The following is a 14,860-nucleotide window of genomic DNA, read 5'->3' as shown; positions in this document are numbered from 1 at the left end:
CGGAAGGAGACTCACGTGAGTAGAAGGCATTCCCCGGCCCGCGCGGCCGCACTCACCGCCGCGCTGGCCGCGGGGATCGTCGCCGCCGTTCCCGGCCTGGCCGGAGTGGCGAGCGCCGATCCCGTAACCCCGGGTGACGGGGCGGCCTCGGCGCGCCCGGGACCGCACGACGGCCTGCGGGCGATCGGGCTGACGACGACGGGTTACCTGGTCCGCTTCGACACCGACTCGCCCTCCAGGCTGGTGCCGATCGGCCCCGTCACCGGCCTCGTCGGCGGCGACACGAGTCTCATCGGGATCGACTACCGGGTGCAGAACGGCCGGCTCTACGGCGTCGGCAACCTCGGCGGCATCTATGTGATCAACCCGTTGAACGCGGTCGCAATCCGGGTGTCGCGCCTCACCGTGCTGCCCAGCGGTACCGCCTTCGGCGTCGACTTCAACCCGGCGGCCAACCGGCTGCGCATCATCAGCAACACCGGCCAGAACCTGCGGCACAACATCGACGACCAAACCGGTACGCCGCCGATCGGTACGACCGTGGCCGACACGCCGCTGACCTACCCGCCGGCGGTGGGCGCGGTGACCGGCCTGGCCGGCGCCGCCTACACCAACAACGACCTGGACCCGTCGACATCGACCACCCTGTTCGGGATCGACACCGCCCTCGGTCAGGTGGACGTCGACTCGCCGGCCAACGCCGGCCAGCTAGTCCCGACCGGGCAGCTCGGCCTGCCCGTCGGGGGCAACGCCGGCTTCGACATCTACACCCAGCGGTCGAACGGCCGGGCGGTCGGCAACCGGGCCTTCGCGACACTGCTGGTCGGGACCTCCTACCGGCTGGCCGAGGTCGACCCGCTGACCGGCCGGGTTCGCAACCGCGGCACGTTCCCGCGCAACGCCCAGGTCGCCGACATCGCGATCCCGCTGATCCAGTAGGTCCGGTCTCGCACCGGGTTCGCGCGGCGGGTCGGAGGCGGTGTGCCCACATCACCCCGACCCGCCCGCGGGTTCCCGGCTGCTGGCGCCGCTGGACGCGACTCCTCGCGGCCCGGCCGGCGGGATCGCCACAGCCGGGCCGCAGCCGCCGAGACCTGCGGGCGGGTCCTGGGCGCGGTCAGCTCCGCTTGCGACCGGAGCCGTCGAGAGTGATCTGATCGCCGGTGACGATCCCGGCTCGCCGCAGCGCATCGGCGATGGCGCCGTCCGGCGCACCACCGCGACCGCCCCGGCCACCACCCGCACCGCCGCCGGAACCGGCGCCGCCCCGGCCACCACCGCGCGCACCGGGACCCCGACCGGCCGATCCGTCGCGGCCGCCGCCTCGGCCACGGCCGCCGGCACCGTCGCGGCGCTCACCGCCGGCCTCGCCGCGGCGCGCGCCCTCCCGGCCCGTACCGGCGTTGCCGCCGTCGGCGCCCCGTCGCTCGCCGCCGTCGCCGCGGCGCCCGGCGCCCGGCGCACCGCGCCCAGCGCCGCCCGCGGGCGCGCCGATCTCGTCGTCCAGGCGCAGCGTCAGGGAGATCCGCTTGCGCGGGATGTCGACGTCGAGAACCTTCACCGTGACGATGTCGCCGGGCTTGACGACCTCCCGCGGGTCGTTGACGAAGTTCTTCGACATCGCCGAGACGTGCACCAGGCCGTCCTGGTGCACCCCGACGTCGACGAAGGCGCCGAAGGCGGCCACGTTGGTGACCGTGCCCTCCAATGTCATTCCGGGCACCAGGTCCGCGAGGGTCTCGATCCCCTCGGCGAACGCCGCCGTGCGGAACGCCGGCCGCGGGTCGCGCCCCGGCTTCTCCAGCTCGGCGAGGATGTCGGTGACCGTCGGCAGCCCGACGGTGTCGTCGACGAACGCGGTCGGCTTCAGCGACCGCAGCACGGCGCCGTTACCGATGAGCGTGCTCAGCTCGCAGCCGGTGGCCGCGATGATCCGCCGGACCACCGGGTAGGACTCGGGGTGCACGCTGGAGCCGTCCAACGGGTCGTCCCCGCCGCGGATGCGCAGGAAGCCGGCGCACTGCTCGAACGCCTTCGGGCCGAGGCGGGGCACGTCCCGCAGCGCCTCGCGGGTGCGGAACGGGCCGTTGGCGTCGCGGTGGCGGACCAGGTTCTCGGCGAGGCCCGCCCCGATCCCGGACACCCGGGTCAGCAGCGGCGCCGACGCGGTGTTGACGTCCACCCCCACGGCGTTCACGCAGTCCTCCACCACGGCGTCGAGGGACGACGACAGCCGTGACTCGGACAGGTCGTGCTGGTACTGGCCCACCCCGATCGACTTCGGATCGATCTTGACGAGCTCGGCGAGCGGGTCCTGCAGGCGGCGGGCGATCGAGACCGCGCCGCGCAGCGAGACGTCCATCCCGGGCAGCTCGGCGGCGGCGTAGGCGGACGCCGAGTACACCGACGCCCCCGCCTCGGACACGGTCACCTTCGTCAGGGACAGCTGCGGATGCCGACGGATGAGGTCGTCGGCCAGCTTGTCGGTCTCCCGGGAGGCCGTCCCGTTCCCGATCGAGATCAGGTCGACGCGGTGCTCGGCGGCGAGGCGGGCCAGGGTGGCGATCGACTCGTCCCAGCGCCGCGCCGGGACGTGCGGATAGATGGTGTCCGTGGCGACCACCTTGCCGGTCGCGTCGACCACGGCGACCTTCACCCCCGTGCGGTACCCCGGGTCCAGGCCCATCGTCGCCCGACTGCCGGCCGGCGCCGCGAGCAGCAGGTCGCGCAGGTTGGCCGCGAACACGCGCACGGCGGTGTCCTCCGCCGCCGTCCACAGCCGCATCCGCAGGTCCACCCCGAGGTGCACGAGGATGCGGGTGCGCCAGGCCCAGCGGACGGTGTCCACGAGCCAGCGGTCCGCCGGCCGGTCCGCCTCGGAGATCCCGAACGCCTCGGCGATCCGCAGCTCGTAGCTCGTCGGCCCGGGTACGGGCAGTGCGCCCGGCTCGGCCGGGGTGTCCGGCTCCAGGGTCAGGTCGAGGATCTCCTCCTTCTCGCCCCGGAACGCGGCCAGGATGCGGTGCGAGGGCAGCGAGGTGAACGGCTCGGAGAAGTCGAAGTAGTCGGCGAACTTCGCGCCGGCCTCCTCCTTGCCCTCCCGGACTCGGGAGACGAGCACGCCACGGGACCACATCTGCTCCCGCAGCGCGCCGATGAGGTCGGCATCCTCGGCGAACCTCTCGACGAGGATCGCCCGCGCACCCTCCAGCGCGGCCCCGGCGTCCGCCACCCCCTTCTCCGGGTCGACGTAGCCACTCGCCGTGCCGTGCGGGTCGAGGGTGGGGTCGCTCAGGAGAGCCTGCGCCAGCGGCTCCAGGCCGGCCTCGCGGGCGATCTGTGCCTTCGTCCGCCGCTTCGGCTTGTACGGCAGGTAGATGTCCTCCAGCCGGGCCTTGGAGTCCGCCGCCAGAATCTGCGCCTCGAGGGCGTCATCGAGCTTGCCCTGGGCGCGGATGGACTCCAGCACCGCCGTGCGCCGATCCTCCAGCTCCCGCAGGTAGCGCAGCCGCTCCTCCAGGGTGCGTAGCTGGGTGTCGTCGAGGGTGCCCGTCGCCTCCTTGCGGTAGCGGGCGATGAAGGGCACGGTGGCGCCCCCGTCGAGTAGGTCGACCGCCGCCGTCACCTGCCCCTGGCGCACGCCGAGCTCGTCGGCGATCCGCTGATGGATGGACCGCTGCGGGACAGATGTCGTCGTCACAATCCCTGATCCGCCTTCTCGTCCTCGTCGCTGCTGTGCGCGGTGCGCGGTGCCGGGCCGTCCGGCGGGTCCGCGCTGACTGCGAGACTACGGGCGATCACCTGCCGCTTTCCGCCCGGGCGGCCATCCGGGCTGATCCGCCGGCCCGGGCCGTGGGCCGTGCCGCGATGATCGGCCCGAGCCGCCGTCCGCCGAGGTCACCGCCGTCCAGGCGGCTGGTCCGGTGTGATCCGATGTGATCCGTCCCGTTCGATTACGTTGCTGGGCATATCCCATTGGTTCGGCATGACCTATGATGTGCGCGTGCGCATGGGGGGTGGAGCCGTGGGTGCGGGACGCTGTTATCCTCCGCATTCCGGACGTGGTCCGGCCGGATACGGCGCGCTCGCGCCGGTGCCGTCCGCCACTGGATTGCGACCCAGGGCGGCGGAGTGAGCCGAGAGAGTACTCTGGGCCCCGTCCGTGGCCCGGCCCTCGGCCCGACCGGTGTCGGTGGCATTTGGCACGAGGCTTTTTTGTATCACGGTGACGTCGGTTTCCTCAGTGCGACCCGGGATTTCGTCCTCGCCGGCCTCGCGGCCGATGAGGATGTTCTCGTGGCGGTGACGCCGCCGCGGATGGCGCTTCTCCGGACCGCGCTCGGTCGGGCCGCGAGACGGGTAACCTTTCTCGATCTGGCAGAGGTCGGCCGAAATCCGGCGCGCATCATCCCGGCCTGGCAGGAATTCCTTGACCTCGGGATCGAACGGGGTCGGACGGTCCGCGGGATCGGTGAGCCGCTGTGGTCCGGGCGGCCCGTTCCCGAACAGCGGGAATGCATGCTCCACGAGGCCCTGCTCAACGAGGCTTTCGCGGCACCGCCGGCCTGGCGACTGCGCTGCCCCTACGAGGTGGCCGTGCTCGATTCGGTGACCGCCGACGAGGTGTGGCAGACCCATCCGGTGGTGGTGGACGGCGGGCTCGGCCGCGTCAGCGCGCGCTACCGGCCGCCGGGCGAACCGGCTCCCGCCACCTCCGCCACCTCCGCCACCTCCGCCACCTCTGTCGCCGCCGCGGTGGCCGCCACCTCTGTCGCTGCCGCTACCTCTGCCGCCGCCGCGGTGGCCGATGCCGGCGCCACCTCGGGCGCTGCCACCTCTGTCGCCGCTGCCGCCGCTGTCGCCACTGCCGCGGTGGCCGATGCCGCCGTAACCGTCGCGGCGGGTGTCGCGCCCGGCCCGAGCCGGGCGGCTGATCCGTTTGCCCGGCCCGGCGTGGCTACCCGGCCGGATCCGCTCGGCGAGTCCCTGCCGAACCTCGGCCAGCCGCGGGCCGAGGTCGCGTTCGGCCCGGACGACCTCGGTCTGGTCCGCGCGGCGGTCACCCGTGCCGCCCTCGCCGACGGGCTGGGAGAGGACCGAGCGGGTGACCTCGAACTCGCCGTGCACGAGGTCGCCACGAACAGCGTCCGCCACGGCGGTGGCCGGGGCGTCGCGCGCTTCTGGACCGGCGATGGCTGCCTGATCTGCGAGGTCAGCGACTCCGGCCAGCTCGCCGACCGGCTCGCCGGGCGGCGGCGTCCGGACCTGGACCTCAGCGGCGGGCGCGGGCTCTGGCTCGTCAACCAGCTCTGCGATCTCGTTCAGCTCCGCTCGGGGCGCGCCGGCACGACCGTGCGGATGTTCATGTACATCTGACCGGTCGCGGCGCGGCGCCGGTGCGCACGCCCGGCGGGAGAGGGGACGGCGGTGGCGTCACAGGAGCGGACCCGGGTCGGGCGCGGCGCCTGGCCCACGGACGGCCGGGGCGGCACCCTGGCCCCGGCGGGCGGCGGATCCGCCGTCGGGCCGGGCCGGTGCTACGGCGTCGGCGCGGGCGAGGCCCCGCCCGCCGGCAGCACCGACGCGGACATCCTCGCCGTCCGGGCCGGCGTCACCGCGATCAGCCGGGCGCTGAACTGGCACGGCGGGCCGGGCACTCCGGTGCCCACCGACGGCCGCTTCACCGCCGCCACCAGGGCCGCCGTCGTCGCCTTCCAGGAAAAGCTCCAGCCCGTGATCAACCGTGACATGTACCTGCCGGCGGTCGAGCGCAGCCCGGCGGGATTCGTCAACAAGGAGACGTCGTACGCGCTGTTCATGCCAATTGCGGACCGTTACGCGCTGAAGTACACGGTCCCCCGCGGACTGCTGCGCGGCATCACCACCATCGAGAGCAACTGGGACCCGGGGGCGGTCGGTTACTGGACCAACTCGGATTTTGGGCTCTGCCAGTGGAACACCACGCTTCCCGAGATCACCACCGCCCGGGCGCTCGATCCCTTCTGGGCGCTCGACTCCACCGCCCGGGCGATGCGGGAACGATTCGATTCCAACCGCTGGGGCCACAACTGGCTCTATGTCATTGCCGCGCACAATGTCCCGACCTGGGCCGCGCAGTGGGCCCAGGGCGAACTGTCCGCCGCCGATCCGGCCGACAAACCCAAGCTCGACCGGATGAACGGCTACGTCAGCAACGTTCTGGCCCGCGTCTGGTAACAGTGGTACCCGGTCCGCCGCCGATCCGGCGCGCCGGGGGTCAGCCCGGAAGGGCAGCGACCTTGTCCAGGACCGCGGTGTTCAGCCGGCGGATCCCGATCGGGGCGAAGGTGCGCTCGAAGAAGCCGCCGACCCCGCCGGCGCCGTTCCAGGTGGTGGTCGCCGTGACCGTGCTCTGCCGCTCGCCGGCCCCGGGCGCCACCTGCCACCGGGTCTGCAGCGAGGAGTTCTGGTCCGCCTCGACCAGGGTGTTCGGTTCCGGTGCGGACACCGTCGCGTCGATCTGGCGGACCCGCTTGCGGGTGGCCTGCAGCCGGTAGGCGATCCGGCTGCCCGCGCCGGTGCCGCCCGCCAGCACCCGGTACTCCGAGACGTTCTCCGGCCAGGACCGGGCCCGGGCGCCCTGGTAGTCGGCGAGCTTGGCGACGATCTGCTCGGGCGTGCCGGGCACGGCCCGCTGGACCACGACCTTGATCTGTGCCACCGCTGTTCCTCCCTCGCTGCCGGTCGTCCGCTCCGGTCAGATTCGCACGCCAGCCCCGGGCGCCGCACCCGGGCCGCCCGATCACCGTCAGGGGATGGCCGGCACGATTACTTAGAGTTACATTGCGGGGGACGCTGGTGGCGGGCCCGAGACCGGCCGCGGCCATCCGGGCTCCGACGAGGGGGTAGGCCGATTTCTCGCGTATGGCCAGGGTATCCGCGGGCCTTCGGGGATCTCCTCGTCTTCTGCGCCGGTGCGGACAGCCGCGCGGTGGAGCCGCAGGACCGGCCCCGTTTCGTCACCGCCGGTGCGCTGATGCTGCTGACCGCCGGGCTCGCCACCTACGCGGGGGCGACGGTCGCCGGGATGGGCCTGCACCGCTCGACCCTCGGCGCGCTCCCGTTCGGCCTGTTCTACGCGACGGTGATCTTCTTCCTCGACCGGTCGGTGCTGCTGTCCACGCGGCCATACCGCTACGGGTCGGACGGGACCGTCCGGGTGGGCCGGGCCGGGCCGGCCACCGCCATGCGGATCTTCATCGCGGTCTGTGCCGCGCTGCTCGTCGGGGAGACGCTGCTGCTAAGGATCTTCGCGCCGTCGATCGCGCCGCGGGTGACCCAGATCCGGCAGGAGGATCTCGGCCGGGTGCTGCGCGGCTGGGATGCCAACCAGCTCGGCGAGCAGCGCGTCCTGCGCGACGACCTCGCCGCCGGCCAGCGTGCGCTGGACAGCGCCCACGCCCTCGTCACCGGCAAGACCGCCGAGGTGAACTGCCAGCTCACCGGGGGTGACGGCTGCCTGAGCGGCGAGGGTCCGGTGTACCGGATCAAGCTGGGCGAGCTCGGCGCCGCGACCGCGGCGGTCACCACCGCGACCCGCCAGCGCGACGCCGCCCAGGCCCGTCTCGACGCCTTCGACCGGTCCCGCGACACCCGCCGCGCGCACTTCCGCGACCAGCAGGCCGCCACCGTCGACGCCGCCGACGACCTGCTGATCCGGGAGAAGGCCTTCTGGCGGCTGACGGTCGCCGACCGCTCCGTGCTGCTGTGGCGGACGGTGCTGACCCTGCTGCTGCTCGGCATCGACCTCGGCCCGCTGATGTTCAAGCGAACGCTGGAGCAGACGGCGTTGCGGCGCCGGGAGCGGCTCGTCCAGTGGCGGGGGGAGACCACGGACGAGGTCGACGCCCAGCAGATCGGCCAGACCGCGCGTCGCCGCGGCGAGCTTGCCCAGACCCTGGCCGAGGGCGCCGCGGATCGTTACGGCCAGTACGTGCAGCGCCGAGACGAGATCGGCACCTCGCTGCGGGTCGCCGCCGACCTCGCCGACGTCGCCGTCGACCGCGAACAGATCCGCATCGACCGGGACAGCCGGATCCGCGACCTGCGCATCCGGTACCGCGTGCCGGACCCGGCGCCGGCGCCGGACCCCGCCGACCGTGCCGCGCCGTCCTGAATTGTTGAGAGTCGAGCTGGGGCTGGGATCGGGCGGCGTGGCATGGTTGCGCGGAACACCGTGATCGTCGGGTCGGGTCGGGGTTCGGGCGTGTGGCGCGGTTGCGTGCTCGCCGCGCTGAGGTCCGACCGGCGCTGATGGGTCAGCCCTCGTGTCGTCCCCCGCGGCCACCCTTGCAGCCCTTTCTTCTTCCGGTGGGCGGCCTGGTCGGCCTTGTCCGGGATGGCCGCGGTGATGTGGCGTCTACGCAGGCAGGCACGGGTGCCGCGGGACGAGCATGCCCGTGTCGGCGGCGCCGTGTCGGGGCGGGCGGCGATGACGTCGACGCCGACGTCCCACCACCACCGGAACCGGCTGTGGACAGCCGGGCGGGCACCGAACTCCCGCGGCATCTCCCGCCACTGCCCACCCGACCGCAACCACCACCGCAACCACCCTGGAAACGGCCCGAACTCGCCGATCAGCAGATAGAGCTCGAGGAACCCCCACTCCTCATCCGTCACCTGCACCCGCGTCATCCAGAACAATCCACCGGATCACCCCTCGCCACGACAGCGAACCCCGCAGACGGACCACAAATCGACACAAGCCCCAGGCCGGTCAGCCGTCCTGGGCCGCCCGAGGCGTGAAAACGCCCGGGCACGTGGGGTCAGTCCCACACGTGCCCGGGCGTCCGTGGCCGGATCTCCCGGCGAGGGTCGTCAGTCGAGCGCCTCCGTGCCGTGGCGCCGGTGGCGCAGCACGAACAGCAGCAGCGCGAGCAGCGCCGCGGCCGCCGCCGCAGAGCCGGTGACCCTGGGATTCGCGGCGGCCTTCTGCCGGCCGGCGCTGACCGCCCCGCCCGCCGTGTCGCGCACCTGGCTCACCTTCGCCGCGACCTGCGGGTGCGCGTCGAGCTGACGGTGGACCGTCTGGCTGGCGGAACCGGCGGCGCTGCCAGCGGTCTCCCGGGCCCGCTGCGCGGTCGCCGTGACCTGCGGGTGCGCGTCGAGCTGGCGGCGCACCGTCGCCTTGGCCTGGTCTGCGGTCTGGCGGGCCTTCTCGGTGGCGGTACCCGCCGTCGCGGCCACCTTCGGCCGCACCGTCTCGGTCGCCGAGCTCACCCGGCGCCGGAGGTCCTGCGCCGTGCGCCCGGCCACCTTCTGCGGGCTGACACGGTCGGAGAGCTCGTCGAGATCCTCGCCGAGCCGCGCCCGGGTCGCTTCGATGTCGGACCGGATCTCATCCGGACTCGTGCTGGTCACTGCCCACCTGGCCTTTCTGCTGCGGTCTGCGCTGCTGCGGTCTGCGCTGTCGGGGTCTGCGCTGCGAAAACGGGGAGGGACGGGCTTACTTGCGCAGGCTCTGCGCCCACTGGACGTCCTCGCGCAGCGTCTCCACGGTCTGCGTCGGGGTGGGGTGGACCTTGCGGACGGTGGAGCGGCCCTTCAAGGCCAGCACGGCCGCGACGGCGCCGAGGACGACGGTGACGATGAGGGCCGCCCAGCCGAGCGCCATCACCTCACCCAGCCCGAACATGACGGCCAGCAGGGCGAACAGCAGCGCGAAGTACCCGGCGCCGCCGGCGCCCGCGAACATGCCGGCCCCCTTGCCGGCCTTCTTCGCCTCCTCGCGGACCTCCGCCTTCGCGAGGGCGACCTCCTGGCGGAACAGCGTGGAGATGTCCGTGACGACCTCGGAGACGAGGTGTCCGGTCGAACCGCGGCCCGCGGCGCGCCCCTCGACGTCGTGGCGCTCGGGGGTGGTGAGGGGCGCTGCCGGGGTCCGCAGCACGTGGGTGGCCTCGTCCGGCGCATGTCCGTCGGCACCGCCTCGGTACGCGCTAATATTGTCCGGGTACGGATCGGCAGTGATATCCGGCTGTTGACGGTATGTGCTCGTCATGGGATCTCCTCGCGGGTTCTCCTGGCGGGGCGTCCGCGTGGCGGCACCCGTGGAACATCGTGTGGTCTGCGGAATTCCCCCCCTTGGGCCGCTTAACCACGCCTGTCGCGGCGCCTGGAACGAATACCCGCCCTGATCCGATCGGCCGCACCCGCCGCACCCGCCGGGCGGCCGGCGGCCTTCTCCCCGTCCCGATCGGCCTCGTCGTCGGATTCCGGCCGGTCCCAGGGGCGGCGCACGCCGACGGGGGAGGACTCCGGATAGGTCTCGGGCGCGGTCGCGCCGGTCGCCTCGCGGGCCGCCTCCGCGTTGAGCAGCGCGCCGACGAGCACGACCGTCACGGCGTAGTACAGCCACAGCATGAGGATGACGACGCCGCCGAGCGCGCCGTAGGTCTTGTTGTAGTGGCCGAAGGCGCGCACGTAGAACGAGAACGCCACCGAGGCGACGATCAGCGCCACGGTCGCGACGACGGCCCCCATCGACGCCCACCGCCAGTTGGCCGGGGTGTGGGCCGGCCCGAAGCGGTAGAGCGCGGCGATCGCGCCCAGCAGGATCAGTGCCAGCACGAGCCACTGCACCACCGTGAGCAGCATCCGCACCGCCCCGTCGGACACGTGGTGGGACAGCAGGGAGCCGCCGGCGGTGATGCCGCCGACGACCAGCACCGCGACGACCACGCCGCCGAGGCTCATCGCGACCGCGAGCGCCCGCAGCCGGATCGGTCCCCGCGTCTCCTCCTGCTCGAAGGCCACGGTCACGGCCTTGATCAGGTTCTGCGTGCCGGAGGAGACCGCCCAGAGCACCCCCACCAGGCTCAACAGCAGGCCCAGGCCCAGCCCGGAGGGGTTCGTCGAGACGATCCCGGTCAGCCAGTCCCGCAGCACCGTGCGCGTCGAGGGCGACAAGGAGCCCGAGAGATCGGTGATCTGGTTGCTCACCGTCTCGGGACTCGCGACCAGGCCATAGACGGTGATCACCGCGATGGCGGCCGGGAAGATCGACAGGATCGCCCAGAACGCGACCCCGCTGGCGAGCAGCGGGATCGACAGGATGCCGAGCTGCGACTTCACCCGCTTCGCGACGGCGAGCCAGCCCCGCGCGGGGACGGACGTGGGGCCATGCTCCGGCGGATCGACCTCCCGCACCGGTCGGCTGGTCTGGTGCCGACGGTCGTCGTGGCGGTGCCCGAGAAGGGCGGACGGATTCATGACGATCTCCCCTGCCGTCGTGACATGGCGGCAGATGTACCCGTCCGACCCTCGTCAACCCTCCTTCCGGGCCGTCGTCGCGGCGTCCGCCGCGGCGGGGGCCCTCAGTCGGTGCGTTCCTGCGGGGAGGAGTGCTCCCAGTCGGCGAGGATGGTCCGGATGCCCGTGACCAGCAGCAGCGGCCGATCGAGCATCACATGGTGACCGGCGAGCGGAATCTCGATCACTGGCGCGACCCGGCCCAGCAGGTTGTACATCTGCACCCCGATGTCCGGGGTCAGCAGGCCGTACTCGGCCCGGAACAACGCGACCCGGCAGTGCACCTTGCGCAGCACCTCCGGGGAGGGCGTGCGGTTGCCGAACACCTTCGGGTCGAACTTCCACGTCCAGCCGCCCTGCACCGAGCCGATCGACCCACGGGCGATGTGGTCGATGATGAACGGCAGCGAGCTCGGCTGGTCCGGAACCGTGCGGAACCGGGCGAGGGCGTCGGTCGCGGTCGGGTAGACCCGCAGCGGCCCGAAGGCGGTCCGGTCGCGGGCGGCCCGCTCCTCCGGGGTGAACTCCTGGACGGGGGAGTCGACGACGACGATGCCGGCGACCCGGTCCGGGTACTCGGCGGCGGTCGTGATCGTGACCCAGCCGCCCATGCTGTGGCCGATGATGATCGGCGGCGAGGTGATGCCGGCGTGGTCGATGACGCCGATGACCTCCGCCGCCCACGTGCTCAGCGTGTAGTCCTCGCGCCGGTCGCTGTCGCCGTGCCCGGACAGGTCCAGGGCGACGACCCGGTACTCGCTGGGGATCAGGGGGGCGATGTGGTCCCACCACCCCGCGTGCGCGGCGCCGCCGTGGACCAGGACGATCGCAGGCCGCCCGGCCGCACCCCAGCAGCGGTAGCTGATGGTGGCGCCGGCGACCTCGGTCTCGTGCCGCTGCGGTCGGCTGTCAATGGCGGCCTCGAACCAGGCCGGTGCTTCGTCTTCCATCCCAGGTCTCTGCCGTTCGGTTCGTGGGGCGGGTGGCTCCGGTCGCCGGCCGGACGGCCTGCGACGTGTCCCACCCTGATACAACACCGCTCGCCCCCTGTCCCGGCCCTTCCCGGGCAGGTTGTCGGATTGACGATGCGTCACCTGGCGCGCTGCGATGGAGCCGTGACGCGCGTGTGACCTACCCGGTGGCCCGCGGACCGGCGGTGATCGGCCGACGGCCTGGTCAGGCGTGGCCGAGGCCGGTGGTGTGACCGGCCAGCACGCCGGTGCGCACACCGTCGGGCCAGCGCAACGTCACACCCGTTCCGGGGGCATCGAGCGCAGCCAGCCCGGTCAGAACATGAAGGTGGAATTGATGATCGCGCCTCGCCGGGTGTATTCGATGACGCAGTCCTGGATGTCCAGCGGATGCGCGGGTATCACCCCGTCGATGACGTCCTCCTCGCGCAGGCCGTGCAGCGAAAGCCCGAACCGGCAGACGTAGACCTTCCCGCCCTCCTTGATGAACGTCTCGATCTGGTGATTGATATTGTGCTCGCCCGGAAACGCGGAATCGCCGGTGTGCGGAAATCCCCGGGTCGCCATCGTGTTCATCGCGCCGGGTCCGTAGAAATAGAGCACGGACTCGAAGCCCTTGCGCAGGGCGCGGGTGGCCTGCAGTATCGCGACGAAGCTGACCGACGACTCGTGCGCGATCCCGTGGATGAGGGTGAGGTAGCACTCGCCGTCGCGGGCCTGGTAGTCCGGGAAGATCTTGGTCGAGCCGTACAGGTTGCTTCCCGGCGGAAGCGCCGGATGGGGAACCTCGTTGAGGCTCTGCCGGTCGTTCTCCGTCAGCTCCATGAACGCTCCTCGATCGGGCCCGGGACGTGACCGCGCGGATCGCGTGTCGCCGGTGTCGCCGAAGCGCCGTCGGTCGTCGTCGATGATGAAAACGCGGGACGGAACCGGCCGTCGGCACGTTCCGCGGAGATCCCTCGCTGCACGGGTTGCAGTCAAGCACCTCGCTGATTCCGGTGTGCGACGAACACGGCGATCGGCGGGAAAGCCCGTGCTTTATGGTCCCGGTGTGGCCGCGGTGGACCAGACGGCATCGTCATCCACTCCAATTCGGCTTTTTCTTTGTACCGATTGCCCGGTCTTGGAGTGTCTCGTGGGCTGGCGGATCCGGCGACGGCTCGGCAGCGGACCGGCGATCGCGCAGCGGCGCAGCGGCGCAGCGGCGCAGCGGCGGACCGAGGATGCTGATGGGATGCGCTATGCCGTGCTTGCCGACCTTCACGGCCGGCCGGGGGCCCTGCGGCGGATCCTCGCCGCCGCCGCGGCGGCGGGCGCCGACGAGATCGTCTGCCTCGGCGACTACCTGGAGGCGAAGGTCCCGCGCCGGCTGCACGATCCCTCGCGGTTCTGGCCGCTGGAGCGGGTCGTCGATTCGGACCCGGCGCTGTGGTCACAGCTCGCCGGCATCCGCCGGGTGCTGGGCAACCAGGAACTGCGCATCCGCGAGCTGTTGCGCCCCGAGCAGGTACCCGCCGACCTCGCCGTGCTGCTCGACGCGCCCGAGTGGGACCGCCTGCACGGCGTCGTGGGCCTGCACGGCCATCAGATCCGCTGGTCAGCCGGCTACGCCGAGCCCGCAGGCGGTCCGGTCGAGCTGACCGGGGCAGCGCCGCCGGCCCTCGCGGACGGGCGGGACCTGCTGGTGCCGGTCGCCGCGGACGTCCCCCGGGTGCCGGTCGTGGTGGTGGGGCACACCCACCAGGAGGCCCTGTTCGAGATCGTCTGGTCGGACACCGTTCGCGGCGGGGGCGCGGCGGACGGCCCGGCGGTGCGGCCCGCGGGGCCGGCGGCGGTCGTCCGCGCGCTTCTCGTCGAGCCCGGCCGGCCGGTCCCGGTGCCCCGTCCGGACTGCGGTGGCGACGCCCGCTCGGTCGCTCCGGCGACCGGCGCGCCACCCGTCCCCGGCCGGCCCGGTGCGGGCATCCCCGGCGCCTCCACGCTCGTGATCAATGTCGGGCCGGCACGCGGCAAGCCGTCCCACTGGATGTTGTATGACACGGACCGTGGCGAGATCAGCTTTCAGCGGGCGGTTCGATAGCTAACCGTCCATTGTCAAGCACGTTGTGGTGCCAAACGGCAAGGGTCCCAGGTTAGTGACTTTAGTCCCGTCGCGTCCGACAGATGGGGGTCGTATACTTTCGCTAGTCCCGGTGAAGTTCTGCACCTGCGTTCCCCCCGTACGTCAGGTGAGGTGGCTTCACCGGGACTTCTTGCGTCTGAGCGCACGCGGAGTGTTGCTACGTCGGAGCCTTCGCGACGCCGTCCCGGCCTCGGTCGACGCCGTGCCGCCGCTCATCCCACCGGGGTGAATCCGGGCGGCCGAGCGCCGCGGGCCGGCACGTGTGTCGACGTCCGGCGACCACGGCCGGCCCGTCTCGCGGTGGTCGGCCGGGGCGCTGCCCGCCCCGCAGATCAGCCTCTCCCGGTTGGGGATCCCCGTCTGGTCGATGCCCGTCGCGCGCAGTGGGCCGGGCCACCGCTCGGGTCTGGCCGGCGGCCGCCGGCGGATGGATCCGCCCTACCCGCGACTGGTGACGGGAGGGTGACTGAATGCCACA

General features: G+C 72.6%; 12 protein-coding genes. 5 read left to right on the top strand and 7 right to left on the bottom strand.

The window, feature by feature from the left end; all coding sequences use genetic code 11:
* Positions 1–15 precede the first annotated feature (15 nt).
* Positions 16–939 carry a DUF4394 domain-containing protein gene (locus FRAQA3DRAFT_RS20890; RefSeq protein WP_009741038.1) on the top strand — a complete coding sequence of 308 codons (924 nt, stop codon included), beginning with the start codon at positions 16–18 and terminating at the stop codon, positions 937–939.
* A 178-nt stretch (positions 940–1,117) separates the two neighbouring features.
* Here the strand turns inward: FRAQA3DRAFT_RS20890 and FRAQA3DRAFT_RS20885 are convergent, their stop codons facing one another.
* A complete protein-coding gene (locus FRAQA3DRAFT_RS20885; RefSeq protein WP_009741037.1) occupies positions 1,118–3,700 on the bottom strand; it encodes a Tex family protein in 2,583 nt (860 codons plus the stop codon).
* Between the two features lie 431 nt (positions 3,701–4,131).
* Between FRAQA3DRAFT_RS20885 and FRAQA3DRAFT_RS20880 the strand changes: the two genes are divergently transcribed.
* Together FRAQA3DRAFT_RS20880 and FRAQA3DRAFT_RS20875 are read left to right on the top strand one after the other, a co-directional pair.
* Positions 4,132–5,376, top strand: coding sequence for a sensor histidine kinase (locus FRAQA3DRAFT_RS20880; RefSeq protein ID WP_035921276.1), 1,245 nt, complete (start codon positions 4,132–4,134; stop codon positions 5,374–5,376).
* A gap of 51 nt (positions 5,377–5,427) precedes the next feature.
* Positions 5,428–6,216: a hypothetical protein gene (locus tag FRAQA3DRAFT_RS20875; RefSeq protein ID WP_009741035.1), complete on the top strand. Its 789-nt coding sequence runs from the start codon at positions 5,428–5,430 to the stop codon at positions 6,214–6,216.
* 40 nt (positions 6,217–6,256) lie between these two features.
* Here FRAQA3DRAFT_RS20875 and FRAQA3DRAFT_RS20870 read toward each other — a convergent pair whose 3' ends face one another.
* Positions 6,257–6,700 carry an SRPBCC family protein gene (locus tag FRAQA3DRAFT_RS20870; protein ID WP_009741034.1) on the bottom strand — a complete coding sequence of 148 codons (444 nt, stop codon included), beginning with the start codon at positions 6,698–6,700 and terminating at the stop codon, positions 6,257–6,259.
* A gap of 270 nt (positions 6,701–6,970) precedes the next feature.
* Here FRAQA3DRAFT_RS20870 and FRAQA3DRAFT_RS20865 point away from each other — a divergent pair, with 270 nt between their 5' ends.
* On the top strand, positions 6,971–8,155 hold the full coding sequence (locus FRAQA3DRAFT_RS20865; protein ID WP_009741033.1) for a DUF4407 domain-containing protein: 1,185 nt from the start codon (positions 6,971–6,973) through the stop codon (positions 8,153–8,155).
* Between the two features lie 701 nt (positions 8,156–8,856).
* On the opposite strand, the gene FRAQA3DRAFT_RS20860 is transcribed toward FRAQA3DRAFT_RS20865, so the two are convergent.
* The 5 genes from FRAQA3DRAFT_RS20860 to FRAQA3DRAFT_RS20840 form a co-directional block, all read right to left on the bottom strand.
* Positions 8,857–9,399, bottom strand: coding sequence for a DUF3618 domain-containing protein (locus FRAQA3DRAFT_RS20860; protein ID WP_009741032.1), 543 nt, complete (start codon positions 9,397–9,399; stop codon positions 8,857–8,859).
* Positions 9,400–9,484: 85 nt separating this feature from the next.
* A complete protein-coding gene (locus FRAQA3DRAFT_RS20855; RefSeq protein ID WP_009741031.1) occupies positions 9,485–10,039 on the bottom strand; it encodes a phage holin family protein in 555 nt (184 codons plus the stop codon).
* 92 nt (positions 10,040–10,131) lie between these two features.
* Entirely contained in the window at positions 10,132–11,250 is a 1,119-nt protein-coding gene (locus FRAQA3DRAFT_RS20850) for a YihY/virulence factor BrkB family protein (RefSeq protein WP_009741030.1), read from the bottom strand.
* Positions 11,251–11,354: 104 nt separating this feature from the next.
* On the bottom strand, positions 11,355–12,239 hold the full coding sequence (locus tag FRAQA3DRAFT_RS20845) for an alpha/beta fold hydrolase (protein WP_009741029.1): 885 nt from the start codon (positions 12,237–12,239) through the stop codon (positions 11,355–11,357).
* A gap of 336 nt (positions 12,240–12,575) precedes the next feature.
* Positions 12,576–13,085 (bottom strand): MSMEG_0572/Sll0783 family nitrogen starvation response protein, encoded by a 510-nt coding sequence (locus FRAQA3DRAFT_RS20840; RefSeq protein WP_009741028.1) that lies wholly within the window; start codon positions 13,083–13,085, stop codon positions 12,576–12,578.
* Positions 13,086–13,494: 409 nt separating this feature from the next.
* Between FRAQA3DRAFT_RS20840 and FRAQA3DRAFT_RS20835 the strand changes: the two genes are divergently transcribed.
* Positions 13,495–14,340, top strand: coding sequence for a metallophosphoesterase (locus tag FRAQA3DRAFT_RS20835; protein WP_009741027.1), 846 nt, complete (start codon positions 13,495–13,497; stop codon positions 14,338–14,340).
* Positions 14,341–14,860: the final 520 nt, after the last annotated feature.

Origin of the sequence: Frankia sp. QA3, assembly GCF_000262465.1 — a bacterium.
In the GTDB taxonomy this organism is placed as follows: domain Bacteria; phylum Actinomycetota; class Actinomycetes; order Frankiales; family Frankiaceae; genus Frankia.
The sequence above is the reverse complement of the archived record's forward strand: the minus strand, read 5'-3'. Positions and strand labels throughout refer to the sequence as shown.